This window comes from Roseateles chitinivorans, from assembly GCF_050632145.1.
Classification (GTDB): Bacteria; Pseudomonadota; Gammaproteobacteria; order Burkholderiales; family Burkholderiaceae_C; genus Roseateles; species Roseateles chitinivorans_B.
In genome coordinates, this window is record NZ_CP192577.1 from 1,643,342 (window position 1) to 1,662,781 (window position 19,440).

A 19,440-nucleotide genomic window follows, 5' to 3' on the forward strand; every position below is an offset into this window, starting at 1 on the left:
AGGGGTCAGCCGCTGGCGGCATTCACTCGATCTGCGCCGGACCCCGTGCGCGCTCGTCGAGGAACCGGTTCAGGCGTTGCAGGTCGTCGGCGTCGATCGGCACGCTGTTGCGCCAGGACTTGATCCACGCGTCGCGCTGCGGATCGGCGGCGAGCTGCCGCACCGCCTGGTCCATCGCCTCGATGGCGCGGCGGCCCTCCGGCGTGCGGCTGCAGCCGGCGGTGGCGATCGATGTGCTGCGGCCCTCGGCCAGCGGCAGTTTCGCGAGTTCGGGAGCGCCGGGATGCGCGGCGTTGTATTCGTCGACGGTGATCGGGTACTCGAGCGTGTAGTCCATCCGCTTGGCCCGCAGCATCGGCAGCAGCTGGGCGCCGCGGCCGGCGACGATCGAACGCGGCGCGCGTTCCGGGTTCGCGGCGAGCAGCCTGTCGATGCGCGGTCCGTAGCTGCGGTCACGCGGCAGCAGGCCGGTGAGATCCGTGCGGCGCAGCAGTTCGGCGAGTTGCAGCGGCTGGCCGTTGGCTTCGAAGCGCGGCAGATCGTCGCGACGCACGACCACATGGATCTGGCGCGACATCATGGCCGGATGCAGCGTCGTGAAGTACAGCCATTGCAGCCGTTCGGGCGTGCGCACATGCAGCACCGAGCACAGCGTCTCGCCCTGCCGCACCTGCGCTTCGAAGCGCGGCAGGCTGAGTTCGACGAACTCGTGCCGGAACTGCGGCATGCGCTCGATGAGCAGCTTGAGGAAACCGTCGACCTCGCCCTGGCCGAGCTCGTCGACGCGCTGCGGCGGCTTGCCGTCGCGATAGACGAAATGCGGCGGCATGTCCTGCACCATCCAGCGCAGGAGCGGCGGGGCCGGTGGCGGCGATGGCTGCGCTGCGGCGGGCGCGACGGCCCCGAGGGCGCCAAGTCCGAGGCACGCGAGGAACGCGACGCGTGCGACGGCGATCCCGCCCATGACGGCCGGGATCGCCGACGCCTGGCAGCCCGCGGCGGCGCGGACGCGGCGGCGGGCGGGCGTCGGATGACGGTCGGGGGTCAGTCGCCCTCGACCCATTCCACCTTGGCGCCGAGGCGGGTGATGTTCTCGGCGAATTGCGGATGGGCGCGGCGGACCGGCGTCGCGTTGCGGATCACGGACTTGCCGGGGATGCTGGCCGCGACCATCAGCAGCGCGATGGCGACGCGGATGATGTAGGGGCTCTCGACCTCGGCGGGGCTCAGCGTCTTGCCGCCGAAGGTCACCATGCGGTGCGGATCGGACAGGAAGGCATGGGCGCCGAACTTGGACAGCTCGGTGGTCCAGCCCATCGCACCGTCGTAGACCTTGTTCCAGAACATCACGCTGCCCTCGGCCTTGACGCCGAGCGCGACGAAGATCGGCAGCAGGTCGACGGGCAGGTAAGGCCACGGCGCCGCCTCGACCTTCTGCAGGATGTTGCGGGTGAAGGGCTCCTTGACCTTGAGCTTGCCGTCGACGACGGAGCGGGACCAGCCGTCCTCATGGAGGATCTGCACGCCGAATTTGGCGAAGGTGCGGTCGATCAGCGGGAACTGCTCGGGCTGGGAATTCTTGACCCGGACGTCGCCGCCGGTGATCGCGCCCAGCGCCAGGAAGGTGACGATCTCGTGGAAGTCCTCGGCGAAGGTGAATTCGCCGCCGCCCAGGGACGCGACGCCGTGGATCGTCAGCCGCGAGGTGCCCAGGCCTTCGAGCTTCGCGCCGAGCATCTGCATGAACTGGCAGAACTCCTGCACGTGCGGCTCGCTGGCGGCGTTCATCAGCGTCGACGTGCCGTGGGCCAGCGCCGCGCAGAGGACGAAGTTCTCGGTCGTGGTGACGGAGGCGTAGTCGGTCCAGTGGTCGTTGGCGCGCAGCTGGCCCTCGACCTTGACGACCAGGCCGTCGGCGGCGCGGTCGACGTTGGCGCCGAAGCGCTGGAAGACCTCGACGTGCGGATCGATCTCGCGGGCGCCCAGCGTGCAGCCCTTGACGTCGTCCTCGATGCGGGCGGCGCCGAAGCGCGCCATCAGGCCGGGCACCAGCATGATCGAGGAGCGCATCTCCTCGGGCAGATGGTCCTTGGCGGGGTCGAAGTGGGTGTCCAGGTGGTGCAGGTCCAGCACGCCGCTCTTGAAGTCCACGGACACGCTGCTGCCGAGCTTGCGGAAGACCTCGAGGATCTTCTTGACGTCGGTGATCTCCGGCACGCCGTGCAGCCGCACCGGCTCGCGCGTCAGCAGGGTGGCGCAGAGGATGGGCAGGACGGCGTTCTTGTTGGCCGAGGGAACGATGCGGCCCTTCAGGGGCGAGCCGCCGTGGACGATGAGGTTGGACATGGCCTGGCGCGGGCGCGCGGGTGGAATTCGGTGGACGAGCGCGAATTATCGGGGGTCGCGGAATGCCCCGGCGCTCGAACGGGACACGGGATTGCATCTTGCAACCTCACCCCGGGGGGACGCCAGCGAAGGTGTGCTCCGGCGACGGAGGAAATCCTCCGGACGAGCCGCCCCAGGTCGTCGCCCCGAGGCGACGGATGTAGGGAAGTCATGGGCGTCGGACGAGGAACGCCCTCGCCACAATCCCGCCCCATGATCCCGCCCGTCGATCCGTCCCCCTCCGCGGCCGTGCCCTCGGTGCCGGAGGTGTCCCCGGTGGCCGCCGCATCCCCTGCGTCCTCGCCGGTCCGTCGGTTGCTCGCGAAGCGCCGCGCCGCGCCGGAGGCCGCCGAAGACCCGCGCGACTGGATCACGCCCGAGGATCTCAATGTCGCCCCGGCGCTGCTCGGCCTGCCGCTCGCCTCGCCCTGGCAACGCGCGAAGGCGATGGCCGTCGACGTGGCGCTGGTGACGGCGCTCTCGAACTTCGGCAACACGCCGCTGCTGGGCGGTTGCTGCTGGGTGGCGTATCGCTGGTACAAGCAGCAGCGCGCCTCCCGCGGGGAGGTCCACCAGGACGCCGGCTGGCTCGGCTGGGCGCCGGCGCTGTGCCTGGTCGCGTTCGGGCTCTACACGAGCACGATGGAACACATCGACGAGCCGACGAAGCAGGCCCGGCGCGAGGCCGTCGCCGCGGCGGCCGTGGACAAGGCCGACCGCCACGACGACGACACCGGCACCACCGATGTCCACGAGGACGTCAAGGACCTCGTGAAGCACGCGGTCGCGACCGCCACGGCGGCGGCCTCGGCCGCGTCCGGACCGACGTCCGGCGGGCTGGAGCAGGAAGTGATCCGGCGGGTCGAGCAGGACGGCGAGCTCCAGCGCAAGGCGGATCACGTGCGCATCAAGGCGCTGCAGGAAGAGGTCCGCACACTCAAGGACGAGGCCAGGCGCTCGCCGCTCGAAAAGCTCCGCCATTGGTGGGAGGTCGTGGGCCTGAACCTGGTCTGGGCCTTCGTCTACTTCGTGGCCTTCCCGCTGATCTGGCCGGGCCAGACGCCGGGCAAGAAGCTGATGGGCCTGCGCATCGTGGAGCTGACCGGCAAGCCGCTCAAGCCGATGCTCTGCGTGCGCCGCTACGGCGGCTACGCGGCCGGCGCGACGACCGGCGGCATGGGCTTCCTGCAGATCCTGTGGGACGCCAACCGCCAGGGCCTGCACGACAAGGCCGCGCACACCGCCGTCATCGACACGCGCAATCCGCGCCGCCTGCGCCTGAGCGAAGACCTGACCGGCTGAGCCGCTGAGCGGACCGGCCGGGTTCAGCCCTTGGGATCGAGCCGCTTCGCCCGCGCGAGGCGCCAGGCCTCGGCCGGATCGTCGCCGTAGACCTCTTCCGCAGTCGTCGCCGTCTCGCGGCGATGCGTGTCGATCGCGATCCGCTTGTCGAAGACGAAGCACTCGCCGCGCCAGTCCGCGTCGGCATCGGGCATCTGCTCGAAGTAGTTGAGGATGCCGCCGTCGAGCTGCCGGACCGTCAGCCCGCGGTCGGTCATCCAGCCGGAGAGCTTCTCGCAGCGGATGCCGCCGGTGCAGTACATCGCGACGGTCTTGCCTTCGCGCTGCCAGGCCTCGGCGTGGGCGTCGATGTAGGCCGGGAAGTCGCGGAAGTGCCGCACGCCCGGATCGATGGCCCCATCGAAATGGCCGAGCTCGAATTCGAAGTGGTTGCGGTTGTCGAGCACGACGACGTCGTCGCGCCGGATCAGCTCGCGCCACTCACGCGGCGAGACATGCGTGCCGCGCGTGTCGGCCAGCCCCGTGACGCCGTCCAGACCGAAGGCGACGAGCTCCGGCTTCTCATGCACCTTCAGCAGCGTGAACGGGCGCGTCGCGCAGAAGCTGCGCTTGAAGTGCAGATCGGCGAACGGCGGCTCGGCGCGCAGCGCGGCTTCGTAGGCATCGAGGGCGTCGGGCAATCCGCCGATCGCGCCGGTGATGCCCTCCGGGGCCAGGAGCAGGTTGCCGCCGATGGCCCGACCCAGCGATCCGTTGAGGTCGCGCAGCCGCTGCGCGAGCGCCGAAGTCTCGTCCAGCCGGACGAACTTGTAGAACGAGCTGTGCTCGTGCGACTGCTCTTGCGATTGCTCGTGCGATTGCTCGTGCGATTGCGTTTGCGGGGACGCGGCGGAGGACATCGGAGGGACCACGGAGGACGGACGCCGTAAGGCAATGAGGAACGGGAAGCAGAGCGGATGGTACCGAGGTCCGATCCGGCGCTGCTGCGGCGCTGGCTGAGTGCCCACGCGATGCCCGGGAGCAACCCGGGTGCGGGACCCGTACTTGCCCGCCTAGAATCCGCCACTCTTTTTCTCCCTTCCGGGGGCCCACCGCCGTGTCCGATCGCCTTGCCGTCCTGCCCCAATACCTGATGCCCAAGGGGGCCATGACGCGGTTGGCCGGTCGCCTGGCGGGCGCGGAACTGGGCGGCTTCACGACCTGGACGATCAAGCGCTTCATCGCCAAGTACGGCGTGAACATGGCGGAGGCGGCCGAATCCGATCCGACCGCCTACTCGACCTTCAACGACTTCTTCACGCGGGCGCTGAAGCCCGGCGCGCGACCGCTGGCCGACGCGCCGCTGATCTGCCCGGTCGACGGCGCGATCAGCCAGTTCGGGCCGATCCGCTCGGACCAGATCTTCCAGGCGAAGGGGCACCAGTACTCGACCACCGCGCTGCTCGGCGGCGACCAGCAGCTCGGCGCGCAGTTCCGCGACGGCCACTTCGCGACGATCTACCTGAGCCCGCGCGACTACCACCGCATCCACATGCCCTGCGCCGGACGTCTCGTCCGCATGGTGCATGTGCCGGGCGACCTGTTCTCGGTGAACCCGACGACCGCGCGCGGCGTGCCGGGCCTGTTCGCCCGCAACGAGCGCGTGGTCTGCCTGTTCGAGGGCGAACACGGTCCGTGGGTGCTGGTGCTGGTGGGGGCGACGATCGTCGGCTCCATGGCCACGGTGTGGCATGGCGTCGTCAATCCGCCGAGGCCGGGCCGGCTGCGCACCTGGCATTACGAGAACGAGCACTTCGCCTACAAGCAGGGCGAGGAGATGGGCCGCTTCCTGCTCGGTTCCACCGTCGTGCTGCTGTTCCCGAAGGACCTGCCGATGCAGTTCAACGCGCAGTGGCAGCCCGGCGGTGCGGTGCGCCTCGGCCAGCCGATGGCCACGCTGGGCTGACCGTCCGGCCCCCGGCGGCCCCTGTCCCTCCGACGTGGGCCCGCCTTTGCGGGACAATCGCCGTTTTGCGAAACGACGGCGACGAGTTCCCATGACCCTGCGTGTCCTGACCGGCATCACGACCACCGGCACCCTGCACCTCGGCAACTATGTCGGCGCGGTGCGCCGCGCCATCGCGGCCAGCCGCGAGCCGGGCGCCGAGAGCTTCTTCTTCATGGCCGACTACCACGCGCTGATCAAGTGCGACGAGCCGGCCCGGATCGAGGCCTCGCGCCTGCAGATCGCCGCGACCTGGCTGGCCGCCGGCCTGGACACGAGCCGGGTCGTCTTCTACCGCCAGAGCGACATCCCCGAGATCCCCGAGCTGACCTGGCTGCTGACCTGCGTCACCTCCAAGGGCCAGATGAACCGCGCGCATGCCTACAAGGCGTCCGTCGACGCGAACGTCGCCGCGGGCGAGGACCCGGACGCCGGCATCACGATGGGCCTGTACAGCTATCCCATCCTGATGGCCGCGGACATCCTGATGTTCAACGCGCATCGCGTGCCGGTCGGCAAGGACCAGGTCCAGCACATCGAGATGGCGCGCGACGTCGCGCAGCGCTTCAACCACACCTTCAAGACGGAGCTCTTCACGCTGCCCGACGCCAGCGTGGACGAGGAGATGGAGCTGCTGCCCGGCCTGGACGGCCGCAAGATGTCCAAGAGCTACGACAACTCGATCCCGCTGTTCGAAGGCGGCGAGAAGGCGTTGCGCGAGGCGATCTCGAAGATCGTCACCGATTCGCGTCTGCCCGGCGAACCCAAGGAGACCGAGGGCTCGCACCTGGTCCAGATCTACGACGCGTTCGCGACGCCGGAGCAGCGCAAGGCGTTCCGCGCGGCGCTGCAGGCCGGCCTGGCCTGGGGCGAGGCCAAGGACCAGCTGTTCGCCCTGATCAACGCGGAGATCGGCCCGATGCGCGCGAAGTACGAGGCGCTGATGGCCAATCCCGAGAAGATCGAGGAGATCCTGATGGAAGGCGCCGCCAAGGCGCGCGCGATCGCGGGCCCGCTGCTGGCGCAGGCGCGCGAGGCGGTCGGTCTGCGTCGCTTCAAGGCGCTGGCCGCACCGGTCGCGCAGGCCGCGAAGGCGAAGTCGACGGTTCCGGCATTCAAGCAGTACCGCGAGACCGACGGACTCTTCTACTTCAAGCTGCTGGCGGCCGACGGCACGCTGCTGCTGCAGAGCACCGGCCTGTCGCAGGGCAAGGAAGCCGGCCAATGGGTCGCGAAGCTCAAGCGCGAAGGCGCGGCGGCCTTGGGCGATGCCCCCGTGTCCAGGGAGACCGGCGACGACGTGCTGCTGCCGGCCCTCGACGCGCTTGTCGCCGCCGAGCTGGAAGCGGCGGCGGCAAAGGGCTGAACGAAGCACCGAGCGCGTCGGCGGAAGCCGGGGTGCCCCCGGGCTCATACGCTCGGCAGGCTCCGCTGAATCGCCCGGGGGCACCCCGGCTCCCGCCGACCGGGAGACCGGGAGACCGGGAGATCGGGCCGTGTCGAAAGGAAACCCTGGTTTAGGGTGCCAAGTCGATCACGTTCATCGAAGAAACCCGCTCGTTCGCCGGCATCAGGCGTCGTAGTCTCCGGTGTTGATTCCGTCACGATTCAACACCACAAAAAGGAGACCACCGATGTCCACGACGACCCGCCTGCCTGCCGATTCCCTGGCGCTGCAACGCCTCTATGCCTGGGAGCTCGACACGCCGGACCGGGTCACGCTGCGCCAGCCGATGGGCGGCGGCGTGGTCAAGGACTTCACCTGGAAAGAGGTCGCCGATCAGGCGCGCCGCATGGCCGCGCACCTGAAGACGCTGGGCCTCGAACAGGGCTGGGAACCCGGCGCCCGCGTCGCCATCCTGTCCAAGAACTGCGCATGGTGGCTGATGAGCGACCTCGCGATCTGGATGGCCGGTTATGTCAGCGTGCCGCTGTACCCGACGCTCGCCTCCGACACCGTCCATCAGATCCTCAGCCACAGCGAGGCCAAGCTGCTGTTCGTCGGCAAGCTCGACGGCTGGGAAGGCATGCGCCCCGGCGTGCCGCTCGGCCTGCCCTGCATCTCCTATCCGGTCTCCCCCGAAGACGTCCAGGACACCTACGACCACTGGGACGCGATCTGCGCCGAGACCCCGCCGCTCAAGGGCAAGCCGATCCGCGCCGCCGACGACCTGGCCACCATCATCTACACGTCGGGCACGACGGGCACGCCCAAGGGCGTGATGCACTCGTTCGGCAACTTCGCCTGGGCCATCGCGACCGGGCTCAAGCGCATCCCGCTGACCGAGCGCGACCGCATGCTGTCCTACCTGCCGCTGGCGCACGTGGTCGAGCGCGCGCTGGTCGAGCACGGCTGGCTGCACACCGGCATGACGGTCTACTTCGCCGAGAGCCTGGACACCTTCGCCGCCGACCTGCAGCGCGCGCGGCCGACGGTGTTCTTCTCGGTGCCCCGGCTGTGGACCAAGTTCCAGCAGGGCGTGCAGGCCAAGCTGCCGCAGCCCAAGCTGGACCTGCTGCTCAAGCTGCCCGTCATCGGCAACCTGATCCGCAAGAAGATCCTCAAGGCGCTGGGACTGAACGAATGCACCTTCGCCGCCGGCGGCGCCGCGCCGATGCCGGTCGCGCTGCTGAAGTGGTACCGCGCGCTGGGCCTGCCGATCAACGAGGGCTACGGCATGACCGAGAACCTCGCGCTGTCGCACATCACCGTGCCGGGACGGGATCAGATCGGCAGCGTCGGCCCGGCTTATGACGGCGTGCAGACGCGCCTGGATCCGATCACCGGCGAGCTGCAGATGAAGAGCCAGGCGCTGATGCTGGGCTACTACAAGCAGCCCGACCTGACCGCCGAGACGCTGACCGCCGACGGCTGGCTGAAGACCGGCGACAAGGCGGAGATCTCCGACAAGGGCGCGCTGGCCGGCTGCGTGCGCATCACCGGCCGGGTGAAGGACCTGTTCAAGACGAGCAAGGGCAAGTACGTGTCGCCGGCGCCGATCGAGGACCGCCTGGCGACGAACGCCGCCATCGAGGCCTGCGCGGTGACCGGCGCGAACTTCGCGCAGCCGGTGGGCATCGCGATGCTGTCGCCGGAGGCCGCCGCGCGCGATCGCGCCGGGCTGGAGAAGGAACTCGCCGAGCATCTGGAGAAGGTCAATGCGCGGCTCGACCCGCACGAGCAGCTCGAGTGCCTGATCGTCACGACGACGCCCTGGACCGTCGACAACGGCCTGATCACGCCGACCTTCAAGGTGCGCCGCAACCGCGTGGACGAGGTCTACGGGCCGCGTCTGGAAAACTGGATCGCCCAGCGCCGGAAAGTCATCTGGGCGGACTGACACGCCGGCCCGGCGGCTGACGCATGATGGGCGGATGAAACGCGGATCCCTCAAGCGCTGGGCCGCCCTGCTCAAGGGCGAACTGCTCACCGTCTTCTACGCGGCACGCGATCCGGAGGCGCCCTGGCTGGCGCGCTTCGTGGCGATCGCGGTCGCCGCCTACGCGCTCAGCCCGATCGACCTGATCCCCGACTTCATCCCGGTGCTGGGGCTGCTCGACGATCTCATCCTGGTGCCGCTGGGCTTCTGGCTCGTGCTCCGGCTGATGCCGCCGCAGGTGATCGCGCGGGCGCGCCTGCGCGCCGCCGAGCAGCGCGGCCGGCTGCCGCGCAGCCTCAAGGTCGGCGCGGCCATCGTCGTGCTGTGGGTGCTGCTGATGGTGCTGCTGGTCGTGTGGCTGGTGGGCCGCGGCGGTGCGCCCGCCGGCGCCGTCTGAGCGGGCGCCTCGGTCCGCCGCTTCCATCCACGCTGACATCCTGCCTCAATCCGGGCCGAGCCCCTTCTTCGCCAGCGTCTCGGCCACCCATTCGATGAACACGCGCATGCGCGCGGACACGTAGCGGTTGGGCGAATAGACCAGGTAGACCGGCACCGCGTTGTGGTGCCACTCGGGGAACAGCGGTACCAGCTCGCCGCTGTCGAGCTGCTCCTGGACCGCGTACTTCGCCAGCTGCACGATGCCCAGGCCCGCGAGCCCGGCGGCCACATAGGCGTTGCTGTCGTTGACGTCGAGCCGGCGGCGGCCTTCGACCTCGATGCGCTCGTCGCCGCGGTGGAACACGAACGGGAACACGCGTCCGGTCCGCGACGAGAAGTAGCCCACGGCCTGGTGCGGCTCGAGGTCGAGTTCCTGCGGCGTGGCCGGCGTGCCGTGTTGCTCCAGGTAGGCCGGCGACGCGCAGGTGCAGAACTGGATCTGTCCGACGCGGCGCGCCACGAGGCCGGCGTCCTGCACCGCGCCGACGCGCAGCACGAAGTCGACGTTGTCCACCAGCAGATCGATCGCGCGGTCGCTGACGCCCAGCGCGATCTGGATGTCGGGGTAGCGTTCGTGGAAGTCCCCCAGCGCGGGAATCAGCACCCGCGACCCGGTCAGCGTCGTCACGTCGACCCGAAGCCGGCCGCGCGGCTTGCTCTGGTCGTGGAGCATCCCCTGGTCGATGGCCTCGAGCTCGCTCAGGAGGGCCATGGTCCGCTCGTAGTACGCGGCCCCGTCCTGCGTGACCGTCACCTTGCGGGTGGTGCGCGTCAGCAACTGCACCCGCAATCGCGCTTCGAGCGCCTGCACCAGCCGCGTCAGGCTGGCCTTGGGAAGATCCATCGAGTCGGCGGCCTTGGTGAAGCTGCCGGTTTCCACCACCCGGGCGAACGCCCGCATTTGCACGATCCGGTCCATCCGATGCCCTTGATCTGACGGCCCGGGAGGGGGACTGCTGGAGGGCCGCGGCGCGATTCTCCGGGATTCCGCACGGTCGTGCGCGTTGCGCGCCCATTTCCCGGGTCACGAGCCGTGTCACCCCGTTTCGGGCGAATGTCGAATGAATATGTCGCTTGCGCCTGGTGAATATCCGATGGATATCCAGCGACGATACGGCGGTATGGATCCTTAATCCCGGCTTAGGCAAAGAAAACCCCCTCGGCGAGTAGTGGCTCATCCGAGGGGGTATAGGCGGTCGATGACGGACAGGAGGGAGGAGTGCGGAGAACCGCCACCGACCAGGGCCGAAGCCCTTGACCTCAAAAAGTGCTCTACCGATCTATTGTTCGAGTTCTCTCTCAGGGGGTTGCTTGCAGGCGGGTATCAGGAAACGGGCACGGGGCTCAGCGGCCGGCGACGGCGGTCGACGGGGCACTGCCGCCGAACTTCTTCACCAGGGTCGCGTAGTACGGCGAGCTGCGCAGTTCGGCGTACTTGGCCTTGGCGGCGTCGCGGCGGGCGTTGTCGTAGCCGTAGGTTTCCGATTGCTCGACCGCGGCCAGACCGGACTCGCGATAGATCTCCAGGTCGGCCAGCACTTCGGCGCGGCTCACGGCGCTGGCGGTGTTGACGGGCTGGGCGTGCGGGTTGTCGTTGGCCATCGCGCTGCCGGCCACCAGGGCGGCGGAAGCGAACAGGACGGAAGCCAGGATGTTCTTGGAGGTCATGATCTTTCCTTTCAGAGTCGGTCCCAGGGCAACAGCGAAGGGGCACGGGTTGGATGATTCGGCCCGTCGATGGCGCCAGGTTTTCATTCCGGTGTCGTTTTGAAATCCGTCGGTTGCCCGGAGGTTTCAACCCGTCGCCTGGTGGAGATTCCCGGGAGCGGTGTCGATGTGTCGATGGGATGAACTATGAACGATAAGGGTTGACCCTTAAATCCATTCCTTCGCAACAGTCCGTTGAAAAGATCGGAACAATCACTGCGCGAATATCGCGCGGCGCGCGCCGCGGGCGGGCATGATGGCGGCCTTTCGGGAGATGACTTCGATGCTTGGCACCCACGATCTCGGCCTCTTCATCGCCTCCGGCCTGCTGCTCAACATGACGCCGGGACCGGACTCGCTGCTGATCATGGCGCGCAGCGCCACGCAGGGCTTCCGCGCCGGGTCGGCCGCGGCGCTGGGCATCGGCGCCGGCACCTGCGTCCACATCCTGGCGGCGGCGCTGGGGCTGTCGGCGCTGCTGTCCGCCTCCACGGCGGCGTTCACCGTGGTGAAGCTGCTCGGTGCCGCCTACCTGGTCTACCTGGGCGCCGGCATGCTGTTCAAGCGCCGCGTCGCCGAGGACCGGGCCGGTGACGGGGTCGACAGGACGACGGAGGCCGTCCCGCCCGCGCCTCCCGCGGCCCCGCTGCGGAAGATCTTCGCGCAGGGCTTCCTGACCAACGTGCTGAACCCCAAGGTCGGGCTGTTCTTCCTGGCCTTCGTCCCGCAGTTCATCTCGGCCGACGCGCCGAGCAAGGCGGCGGCGTTCCTGTTCCTCGGCGCCGTGTTCAACGTGAACGGGATGCTGTGGTGCCACCTGCTCGCCTGGTCGAGCGCGGTGGCGGGTGCCCGAGCGCGTGGGCAGGGGTGGGCGCGCACGCTCGGGCGATGGCTCAACCGCGGCATCGGCGCGCTGTTCCTCGCGTTCGGCGTGCGGCTGGCGATGGCGGAGATGACCTGAGCGCTCATGCCGTGCGCGTGGCGTTCGGTTTGTCCGAACCGCGCCTGCGGGTTTTCCATCGCGGGAGTAGGCTCCCGCCATGACTGCCAAGACCCCTCCCCTTGCCGGCGGCTCGACGCTGGCGTCCGGTGTCCCCGGGCACTACACCGCGCACGAGAAGCGCGACCGCATCCTGGCCATCGTCGGCGCGTCCTCCGGCAACCTGGTCGAGTGGTTCGACTTCTACGTCTACGCGTTCACCTCGATCTACTTCGCGCACGCGTTCTTCCCGAAGGGCGATCCGACGGTCCAGCTGCTGAACACGGCGGGCGTGTTCGCCGCGGGCTTCCTGATGCGGCCGATCGGCGGCTGGCTGTTCGGCCGGATCGCTGATCGCCAGGGCCGCAAGACGGCCATGATGATCTCGGTGCTGATGATGTGCGGCGGCTCGCTGGCCATCGCCTGCATGCCCACCTACGAGACCATCGGCGTCCTGGCGCCGGCGCTGCTGCTGGCGGCGCGGCTGTTCCAGGGACTGTCGGTCGGCGGCGAGTACGGCACCAGCGCCACCTACATGAGCGAGGTCGCGCTGCGCGGCCAGCGCGGGTTCTACGCCTCGTTCCAGTACGTCACCCTGATCGGCGGCCAGTTGCTGGCGGTGCTGGTCGTGGCGATCCTGGAGCAGACCCTGTCCGAAACGCAGATGCGTGACTGGGGCTGGCGCCTCCCGTTCGCGGCGGGCGCGGCGACGGCGGTGATCGCGTTCTACCTGCGCCGCTCGCTGGCGGAGACCGCCAAGGCGGAACAGCTGGACCGCAAGGAATCGGGCTCGATGCGCGAGCTGTTCAGCAAGCACATGCGGTCGTTCCTGATCGTGCTGGGTTTCACCGCGGGCGGATCGCTGGCGTTCTACACGTACACGACCTACATGCAGAAGTACCTGGTGCTGAGCGTGGGCATGGACAAGAAGGTGGCGAGCACGGTGATGACGGCGGCGCTGTTCGTCTACATGTGCATGCAGCCGCTGTTCGGCGCGCTGTCGGACCGCATCGGGCGGCGCACCTCGATGCTGTGGTTCGGCATCCTGGGAGCGGTGTGCACTTGGCCGATCCTGTCGGCGCTCAAGGGCGTGCAGAGCCCCTACGCGGCCTTCGGCCTGATCATCCTGGCGATGGCGATCGTGTCGCTGTACACCTCGATCGGCGGGCTGATCAAGGCGGAGATGTTTCCGCCCGAGATCCGCGCGCTGGGCGTGGGTCTGTCCTATGCGATCGGCAACGCGATCTTCGGCGGCTCGGCGGAGTTCGTGGCGCTGAGCCTCAAGTCCGCGGACGTCGAGAGCGCGTTCTACGTCTATGTCTCGGTGATGTGCCTGTTCGCGTTCCTCGTCTGCTTCCTGATGCCCGACCTGCGCAAGCATGGGCATCTGAACGAGGTGCATTGAGCGTCAGTCCGCGTCCCGCATCCCCAGGTGGTGGGACAGGTACATCCTCCCGCGGAACCACGATTCCCACCTGCCGGCCTTGAGCCGGTCGAGCACCGGTCCCTTGACCTCGCTGAGGTCCAGGCGCCGGCCCTGGCGCTCGAGCGTCTCGTGCAGTTCCTTCAATGCGCTCAGGCCGCTGAAGTCGATGCTGTTGACCGGCGACATCTGCAGCAGCACGCGCCGCGTGGTCGGGTGCGTGTCGAGGTGGGCCTGGACGACGTCGGCCAGGCTGCGACCGTTGAGGAACAGCAGGCTCTCGTCGATGCGCAGGCCGAGGACATGGGGATCGAGCTCGACGTGGTGGCGCTCGACGTTGCGGTAGTGCTCGGTGCCCGGGATGCGGCCGATCAGCGCGACGTGCGGCCGGGCGCTGCGCTGCAGCAGCAGCGCGATCGCGCTCGCCACGCCCAGGCCCAGTGCCGCGGTGATGCCGACGAAGATCACCAGCAGCGTCACCGCCGTCATGAGCAGGGCCTCGGCGCGGTCGTAGCGCCAGGCATCGGCATAGGGGCCGAACTTCAGTCCCGACAGCACCGCGACCATGATGCTGGCCGCCAGCACCGGCTTGGGCACCCAGGCCAGCAGCGGCGACATCGTCAGCAGCACGAGGCCCATCATCGCGGCGACGAAGACGCCGGTCATGCGCGTGCGGCTGCCCGCGTCGCTCATCAGCACGCTGCGCGAGAAGCTGGCGGCGGCGGGCATGCCGCCCGAGATCGCCGCGGCGAGATTGGCCACGGACAGGCCCATCAGTTCACGCCGTGCGTCCACGCGCTGCCCGACGCGGCGCGCGAGCGATTCGGCCACGGCCAGGCTGGACACGTAGCCGAGCAGTCCGATCAGCGCGGCGCCCGGGAGCATGGCGGTCCAGAGGTCGGGGTCGAGTCGCGGCAGCGTGAAGACCAGCGCCAGGGGCGGCAGCTCGCCGACGCGCGGCAGGCCCTGCGGATCCCAGCCCCAGGCGACGCCGATGCCGATGAGCAGCACCGCCAGCGGCGCGATGCGCGAGACGAAGCCCTTGGGCAGCCGTCGCACCACGACGAGCGCGAGCAGCGACACCACGCCGAACAGCGTCGCGACGCCGCGCCAGTCGAAGCCGTGCGCCGCCATCGAACGCCACAGGTCCGGCAGCGTGCCGCCGGTCGCCGTCGAGCCGATCAGCACCGGCAACTGGCTCGCGGCGATGGCGATCGTTGCGCCCGATTCGAACCCGTGCAGCACCGGCACCGAGAGCAGCGCGGCCAGCGCGTGCAGGCGCAGCAGCGCCGCCGCGCCGAGGAACAGGCCGACCTCGGCCGACAGCACCAGCGCGGCCTCGCTCGGGCTGACGCCGGCGGGCGCGAGCTGCAGCGTCTGCATGATCATCAGCGCCAGCACCGCGACCGGGCCGATGTTGAGGAAGGGGCTGGACCCGAGCGCCGCATAGAACAGCGGCGGCAGCAGGCTCGCATAGAGACCCACCTGCGGGGGCAGGCCCGCGAGCATCGCGTAGGCCAGGCTCTGCGGAATCAGGAGGACGCTGACCACCACGGCGGCGACGAGATCGTCGCGCAAGGCGTCGCGCAGATAGGGCCGGAAGGCGGCAGGAGGAGGCAGCGTCGGCATGGGGGAGGCCGCAGGAGCAGCGCGCGGCAGTATAGGTGCCGCCCCTCCCGCGGAGGCGGCCTCCGGCGCGCGCGGCGGGTTCCCCTCGCCCATCGGCGCGTTCGTCGGCGCGTTCGTCGGCGTGCCCATCGGCTTCCCCCGGCGCTCAGAGGATCAGCGATCCGGAGGGGTTGTGCGGCGGGACGCGCGGCAGCGGCGGCGTCCGCGACTCCAACAGCTCGATCGACAGGCGCAGCGTCAGTTCCTCGCCGCGCGGCAGCGGCGTGAGCCGCGGCGTGTCCGGTGTCATCAGCCGGAGCTGGACCGACGTCCGCGTCGGATGGCGCTCGAAGCTCAGCGTGTCCATGGGCGGCTCGCCGCGCAGCAGCACGAGGCGTCCGCCGGCACCGCTCAGCGAGGCGATGCCGCACCACGGATCGCGCCGCGCCACCTGGCCGCGGCCGGCCAGCTTCACGACGTCCAGGGTGTCGTCCAGCCATGCCGCGTCGGCGAAGTCGTCCGGGAAGTTCAGCAACCAGCCCAGCCGCGCCGGCATCGGCATGCGGCTCAGGTTGCGCACCGACAGCGTCCAGTCCAGCCGGCACTCGTCCAGCCGCAGCGTCTGGCTCGCCTGGAGCCCCCAGGTCCCTGGCGCGGGACTGCACGGATTCAGCATCAGCGTGATCGCATCGGACGCCTGGTGGATGACGCGCCAGGGTTCCTCGAAGGCGCCGGGATCCGGCACCAGATGTGCCATGTCCTCGGCCACCTCGGAAGGCGGCACCAGTCTCACGGCGCCACCGCCGACCAGCGTGCCCCGCTCGATCAGCAGCGGGCGCAGCCAGGATTCCTGACCGCCGCTTCCGTTCGCCCCCAGCCAGCGCAGCCGTCCGCCTCGATCCGGCGCGACCGCCGCGCGCCAGCGCCCCGATTTCAGTTCGATCACTTGACCCACACGCGTCCCCATGTCCGAAAGCGGCGCAGTCTGCGCGCCGGGGGCCGGGGTCGGGTCTACTGAAGAGGGGTAGATCCCCGCCAACCTGATGCATCGAGGTGGGACGACCGCAATGCGTTGGGGGAAGGCCTCGGGGCCGCCTAGGCGCTGGCGATCAGGGCCGCGATGCGCTCGTCGGACAGGCGGATCGGCGAGGCGTGCGCCGGCAGCAGGGCGACCACGGCGTGGTCCTCGCGGCTGCTGTCGCGCAGCACCGGCGTGTGGCGGGGCTCGCCGTTGGCATTGGTCAAGGCGGACACCATCGGACGGTGCGCCTTGTCGCCGTTGCGCACGACCAGTCCGACCTCGCCGCTGGCCAGCCGGACCAGGCTGCCCGGCGGGAAGATGCCGAAGGACTTGATCAGCGCCGCCGCCAGCGGGCTCTGCGCCGCCATCTGGTGGAGCTCCCGCCCTGCCTGCGCCGCGCTCATCGCCGGCCGGTTGGCCCGGCTGCTCAGGCGCGCGGTGTAGATGTCGGCATAACGCAGCATCTCGGCCAGTTCCCCGACGTCGCCGATCCCATGCGGGTAGCCGCGCCCGTCCGGGGTCTCGTGGTGCTGCAGCACGGCCTCCAGCCAGTCCGGGTCGTCGATGCCGGCGGCGCTCAGCATCTCGACGCTGCGGATCGGGTGCTCGTGGATCGCCTCGCGCTGCATCGCCGTCAGGGGCGAGACCTGGCTGGACAGGCGCGCCTGCAGGTCCAGCATGCCCAGGTTCATCGTCAGCGCGGCCTGGAAGGCGCGCCGCTGATCGTCCGGACCCCAGCCCAGGTAGCGGGCCGCTGCGTGGCACGCGGTGGCCGCATGCAAGGAATGGGTAACGCCGTAGTGTCCGCTGGTGGATTCAGGCTGGCGCACCACCTGGGAGAGTGCGACCTCGGGCGAGCTGTCGATCAGGGTCAGCATCAGCGCCGTCGCGCCGTCGAGCGCGCCGGCCATGCGGTCGGGCGACGCCGACAGCGCGTTGCGCACGTCCTGCATGCCGCGGTCCCACTCCTCGGGGAGCCGGTCGCGCAGATAGGCGGCGGAGCGCGTCGGGGCCGGCGTCGCCTGCCGCGCCGATTCGGCGAGTTCGCTCGCGTCCACCAGTGCGCCGCGGCGCATCAGCGCCTCGAGCTGCGCCGCGTCGGCGATCACCTGTCCGCGCGCGAGCAGCAGCGTCCGGTCGGTGTCCCGGACGCTGAACGCGAGCGGTTGACCGAGGACGATCCGGTTCTTGACCGATGACAGTGAACAGACACGCATGAAAGACGTGGGGAGCGGAAGGGAGGCCGGCCACGATCAACTTGTCGTCAAGTTGTAACGCGGGCGGCTCGCACTCTACATCGTCCGTTCGGGCCTCGGACTGAGCGGTCCGGGCGTCCCTGGGCCCTCCTGGAGAGAGCCCACGCCCACTTCGTCACGAAATGCCGGCCGCCCCAGGGGTGGCCGGAGCGATCGGCGGTCCCTTCCAGGGACGGGCGGGGGCGGTTACTGGATCAGCGCGCCGCCGTCGATGTCGATGACGCTGCCGGTGACGAAGGGGTTGTCGATGACGAAGAGATACCCCGCCGCCAGGTCCTGGACCCGTCCCGCGCGACCGGCCGGCAAGGTCGAGGCGGCCCTGGCGAGCATCGCCTCGCGCGCCTCGGGCGCCATGCCGGCATAGGCCTCGGTGTCCGTCAGGCCCGGGCTGACGACGTTCACGCGCAGCGGGGCGAATTCCCGCGCCAGCAGCTTCGCGGAGGCCTCGAGCGCGGCGTTCATCGCTGTCTTGACGAAGGCGCTGGGAACGGTGCGGCGTGCCAGGAAGCCGGACGTCAAGGTCAAGGTGCCGCCCGGACGGAGTCGGCCCGCGGCCGCGCGCGCCACGGCGATCGCGCCCCAGAACTTGATGTCGAACGCTGCTTTGGCCGCGTCCAGGTCCAGCGACGCCAACGGTCCGCCCGGCGCCTGGGAGCCTGCGGTGAAGACGACGTGGTCCACCGGCCCGATCGATTCGAAGAAGGCGGCGACGGCGGCCGGATCCGAGACGTCGAGGCCCGTCGTCAAACCCGCGGCGATGACCCGACCGGGGCGCGCGGCCAGGGTGTCGGCCACCGCGCGGCCGATGCCCGAGGTCCCGCCGATGACGACGCTGACGGTGTCCGCCGTGAAGGTGTGGCCCGTCCGGGAGCCGGGGGTCGCAGTCGAGTTTGCGCTTGAGGGCGTGGTGATGAGGGGTGCCATGGTGTGTTCCAGGTTGTTTGATGGTCTCCAGTCTGGAATCAAGCATGGCGCCGTTGAATCGGCTGAAGAGCTAAGCTTTTTCAAAGAAAATCGAACAATGACCCGGATCGCCGACCTTGAACTGCTGGTGCGCATCGCCGACCTCGGCAACCTCACCGCGGCCGCGAAGGCCCTGGACTGGTCGCCCGCCGCGGCCAGCGCGGCGCTCAAGCGGATGGAGGAACAGTTGGGCTTCCCGCTTTTCGTGCGAAGCACCCGCAGCCTGCGCCTGTCGGGCGAGGGTCAGCGCTACCTGCCGCATGCGCGTGCCGCGTTGCGCGCGCTGACCGATGGCCGGGACGAGGCGCTCGCCGGCCGGGAGGCGCTCAGCGGCGAACTGCATCTGACGGTGCCGTCGGACCTGGGACGCCATGTGCTGCTGCCGTGGCTGGAGCAGTTCCAGGAACGTCACCCGGCGCTGATGCTGCGGCTGCAGATCGGTGACCCGCTGACGGACCTGCTGCGGCGCCCGGTCGATGCGGCCGTCCGCTACGGCCAGCCGGCGAGCGGCACCCAGGTCGCGCTGCCGCTGCTGCCGGACTGCCGCCGGGTGCTGGTCGCCGCGCCGCATTACCTGGCACTGCACGGGATGCCGGCGTCGCCGGAGGACATGGCGCGGCATGAGGCGTTGCGCTACCTCGTCGCCGGAGAGGTGCCCACCCACTGGCCGGTCGAGATCGCCGGCCGACCGGCGGCGTTGCCCCTGTCCGGGCGCCGTGTCGCGGACGACGGCGAGGTCGTCAAGCGCTGGGCGCTGGCAGGCCTGGGGCTGGCCTACAAGTCGTGGCCGGATGTGGCCCAGGAGTTGGCCAGCGGCCAATTGGTCCACGTCAACCCGCACTGGCGCGGCGACCCGGCACCATTGCACCTGATCGTGCCGGGCCGCGCGCAGCTGTCACCCGCGATGCGCCAGGTGCGGGATGAACTCCGCCGGCGCCTGGAGGAATTCGCCCGGTCGATGCCGCGCTGAAACGCCGTGTCAGGCCGTGTCAGG

The 19,440-nt window shown here is 69.8% G+C and carries 17 protein-coding genes; 8 read left to right on the top strand and 9 right to left on the bottom strand.

Annotated features, from left to right (window positions below):
• Positions 1 to 22: 22 nt before the first annotated feature.
• The gene (locus tag ACQ86G_RS07635; protein WP_431260021.1) at positions 23 to 1,063 is read right to left on the bottom strand and encodes a TIGR02285 family protein; all 1,041 of its coding nucleotides are present in this window, start codon (positions 1,061 to 1,063) and stop codon (positions 23 to 25) included.
• A complete protein-coding gene (locus tag ACQ86G_RS07640; protein ID WP_431260022.1) occupies positions 1,045 to 2,346 on the bottom strand; it encodes a UDP-N-acetylglucosamine 1-carboxyvinyltransferase in 1,302 nt (433 codons plus the stop codon). The genes ACQ86G_RS07635 and ACQ86G_RS07640 overlap by 19 nt, the downstream gene beginning before the upstream one ends.
• A 252-nt stretch (positions 2,347 to 2,598) precedes the next feature.
• Between ACQ86G_RS07640 and ACQ86G_RS07645 the strand changes: the two genes are divergently transcribed.
• On the top strand, positions 2,599 to 3,687 hold the full coding sequence (locus ACQ86G_RS07645) for an RDD family protein (protein ID WP_431260023.1): 1,089 nt from the start codon (positions 2,599 to 2,601) through the stop codon (positions 3,685 to 3,687).
• Between the two features lie 23 nt (positions 3,688 to 3,710).
• Here ACQ86G_RS07645 and ACQ86G_RS07650 read toward each other — a convergent pair whose 3' ends face one another.
• The gene (locus tag ACQ86G_RS07650; protein WP_431260024.1) at positions 3,711 to 4,586 is read right to left on the bottom strand and encodes a rhodanese-related sulfurtransferase; all 876 of its coding nucleotides are present in this window, start codon (positions 4,584 to 4,586) and stop codon (positions 3,711 to 3,713) included.
• Positions 4,587 to 4,783: 197 nt separating this feature from the next.
• On the opposite strand from ACQ86G_RS07650, the gene asd reads away from it, so the two are divergent.
• The 4 genes from asd (at position 4,784) to ACQ86G_RS07670 (ending at position 9,448) form a co-directional block, all read left to right on the top strand.
• Positions 4,784 to 5,632: an archaetidylserine decarboxylase gene (asd, locus tag ACQ86G_RS07655; RefSeq protein ID WP_431260025.1), complete on the top strand. Its 849-nt coding sequence runs from the start codon at positions 4,784 to 4,786 to the stop codon at positions 5,630 to 5,632.
• 91 nt (positions 5,633 to 5,723) lie between these two features.
• Positions 5,724 to 7,037: a tryptophan--tRNA ligase gene (locus ACQ86G_RS07660; protein WP_431260026.1), complete on the top strand. Its 1,314-nt coding sequence runs from the start codon at positions 5,724 to 5,726 to the stop codon at positions 7,035 to 7,037.
• Between the two features lie 268 nt (positions 7,038 to 7,305).
• On the top strand, positions 7,306 to 9,012 hold the full coding sequence (locus ACQ86G_RS07665; RefSeq protein WP_431260027.1) for an AMP-binding protein: 1,707 nt from the start codon (positions 7,306 to 7,308) through the stop codon (positions 9,010 to 9,012).
• Between the two features lie 34 nt (positions 9,013 to 9,046).
• On the top strand, positions 9,047 to 9,448 hold the full coding sequence (locus tag ACQ86G_RS07670; protein ID WP_431260028.1) for a YkvA family protein: 402 nt from the start codon (positions 9,047 to 9,049) through the stop codon (positions 9,446 to 9,448).
• Positions 9,449 to 9,493: 45 nt separating this feature from the next.
• Here ACQ86G_RS07670 and ACQ86G_RS07675 read toward each other — a convergent pair whose 3' ends face one another.
• Together ACQ86G_RS07675 and ACQ86G_RS07680 are read right to left on the bottom strand one after the other, a co-directional pair.
• Positions 9,494 to 10,390 carry a LysR family transcriptional regulator gene (locus tag ACQ86G_RS07675; RefSeq protein WP_431260029.1) on the bottom strand — a complete coding sequence of 299 codons (897 nt, stop codon included), beginning with the start codon at positions 10,388 to 10,390 and terminating at the stop codon, positions 9,494 to 9,496.
• A 443-nt stretch (positions 10,391 to 10,833) separates the two neighbouring features.
• Positions 10,834 to 11,157: a DUF4148 domain-containing protein gene (locus ACQ86G_RS07680; RefSeq protein WP_431260030.1), complete on the bottom strand. Its 324-nt coding sequence runs from the start codon at positions 11,155 to 11,157 to the stop codon at positions 10,834 to 10,836.
• A 322-nt stretch (positions 11,158 to 11,479) separates the two neighbouring features.
• Between ACQ86G_RS07680 and ACQ86G_RS07685 the strand changes: the two genes are divergently transcribed.
• The gene (locus tag ACQ86G_RS07685) at positions 11,480 to 12,157 is read left to right on the top strand and encodes a LysE family translocator (RefSeq protein ID WP_431260031.1); all 678 of its coding nucleotides are present in this window, start codon (positions 11,480 to 11,482) and stop codon (positions 12,155 to 12,157) included.
• Positions 12,158 to 12,236: 79 nt separating this feature from the next.
• The gene (locus ACQ86G_RS07690) at positions 12,237 to 13,580 is read left to right on the top strand and encodes an MFS family transporter (protein ID WP_431260032.1); all 1,344 of its coding nucleotides are present in this window, start codon (positions 12,237 to 12,239) and stop codon (positions 13,578 to 13,580) included.
• Positions 13,581 to 13,583: 3 nt separating this feature from the next.
• On the opposite strand, the gene ACQ86G_RS07695 is transcribed toward ACQ86G_RS07690, so the two are convergent.
• From ACQ86G_RS07695 to ACQ86G_RS07710, 4 genes are all read right to left on the bottom strand, one after another.
• Positions 13,584 to 15,227 carry a SulP family inorganic anion transporter gene (locus ACQ86G_RS07695; RefSeq protein ID WP_431260033.1) on the bottom strand — a complete coding sequence of 548 codons (1,644 nt, stop codon included), beginning with the start codon at positions 15,225 to 15,227 and terminating at the stop codon, positions 13,584 to 13,586.
• A gap of 145 nt (positions 15,228 to 15,372) precedes the next feature.
• Positions 15,373 to 16,173 carry a hypothetical protein gene (locus ACQ86G_RS07700; RefSeq protein ID WP_431260034.1) on the bottom strand — a complete coding sequence of 267 codons (801 nt, stop codon included), beginning with the start codon at positions 16,171 to 16,173 and terminating at the stop codon, positions 15,373 to 15,375.
• Between the two features lie 128 nt (positions 16,174 to 16,301).
• Positions 16,302 to 17,444 (bottom strand): HD-GYP domain-containing protein, encoded by a 1,143-nt coding sequence (locus ACQ86G_RS07705; protein WP_431260035.1) that lies wholly within the window; start codon positions 17,442 to 17,444, stop codon positions 16,302 to 16,304.
• Between the two features lie 225 nt (positions 17,445 to 17,669).
• The gene (locus ACQ86G_RS07710) at positions 17,670 to 18,407 is read right to left on the bottom strand and encodes an SDR family oxidoreductase (protein ID WP_431260036.1); all 738 of its coding nucleotides are present in this window, start codon (positions 18,405 to 18,407) and stop codon (positions 17,670 to 17,672) included.
• Between the two features lie 97 nt (positions 18,408 to 18,504).
• Here ACQ86G_RS07710 and ACQ86G_RS07715 point away from each other — a divergent pair, with 97 nt between their 5' ends.
• Positions 18,505 to 19,416 carry a LysR family transcriptional regulator gene (locus ACQ86G_RS07715; RefSeq protein ID WP_431260037.1) on the top strand — a complete coding sequence of 304 codons (912 nt, stop codon included), beginning with the start codon at positions 18,505 to 18,507 and terminating at the stop codon, positions 19,414 to 19,416.
• The last annotated feature ends 24 nt before the right edge of the window (positions 19,417 to 19,440 follow it).

Excerpts from the sequence above, each read along its gene's own strand:
- ACQ86G_RS07635 (WP_431260021.1), bottom strand. The coding sequence starts at position 1,063 with ATGGGTCGAGGGCGACTGACCCCCGACCGTCATCCGACGCCCGCCCGC.
- ACQ86G_RS07640 (WP_431260022.1), bottom strand. The coding sequence starts at position 2,346 with ATGTCCAACCTCATCGTCCACGGCGGCTCGCCCCTGAAGGGCCGCATC.
- ACQ86G_RS07645 (WP_431260023.1), top strand. The coding sequence starts at position 2,599 with ATGATCCCGCCCGTCGATCCGTCCCCCTCCGCGGCCGTGCCCTCGGTG.
- ACQ86G_RS07650 (WP_431260024.1), bottom strand. The coding sequence starts at position 4,586 with ATGTCCTCCGCCGCGTCCCCGCAAACGCAATCGCACGAGCAATCGCAC.
- ACQ86G_RS07660 (WP_431260026.1), top strand. The coding sequence starts at position 5,724 with ATGACCCTGCGTGTCCTGACCGGCATCACGACCACCGGCACCCTGCAC.
- ACQ86G_RS07665 (WP_431260027.1), top strand. The coding sequence starts at position 7,306 with ATGTCCACGACGACCCGCCTGCCTGCCGATTCCCTGGCGCTGCAACGC.
- ACQ86G_RS07670 (WP_431260028.1), top strand. The coding sequence starts at position 9,047 with ATGAAACGCGGATCCCTCAAGCGCTGGGCCGCCCTGCTCAAGGGCGAA.
- ACQ86G_RS07675 (WP_431260029.1), bottom strand. The coding sequence starts at position 10,390 with ATGCGGGCGTTCGCCCGGGTGGTGGAAACCGGCAGCTTCACCAAGGCC.
- ACQ86G_RS07680 (WP_431260030.1), bottom strand. The coding sequence starts at position 11,157 with ATGACCTCCAAGAACATCCTGGCTTCCGTCCTGTTCGCTTCCGCCGCC.
- ACQ86G_RS07685 (WP_431260031.1), top strand. The coding sequence starts at position 11,480 with ATGCTTGGCACCCACGATCTCGGCCTCTTCATCGCCTCCGGCCTGCTG.
- ACQ86G_RS07690 (WP_431260032.1), top strand. The coding sequence starts at position 12,237 with ATGACTGCCAAGACCCCTCCCCTTGCCGGCGGCTCGACGCTGGCGTCC.
- ACQ86G_RS07695 (WP_431260033.1), bottom strand. The coding sequence starts at position 15,227 with ATGCCGACGCTGCCTCCTCCTGCCGCCTTCCGGCCCTATCTGCGCGAC.
- ACQ86G_RS07700 (WP_431260034.1), bottom strand. The coding sequence starts at position 16,173 with ATGGGGACGCGTGTGGGTCAAGTGATCGAACTGAAATCGGGGCGCTGG.
- ACQ86G_RS07705 (WP_431260035.1), bottom strand. The coding sequence starts at position 17,444 with ATGCGTGTCTGTTCACTGTCATCGGTCAAGAACCGGATCGTCCTCGGT.
- ACQ86G_RS07710 (WP_431260036.1), bottom strand. The coding sequence starts at position 18,407 with ATGGCACCCCTCATCACCACGCCCTCAAGCGCAAACTCGACTGCGACC.
- ACQ86G_RS07715 (WP_431260037.1), top strand. The coding sequence starts at position 18,505 with ATGACCCGGATCGCCGACCTTGAACTGCTGGTGCGCATCGCCGACCTC.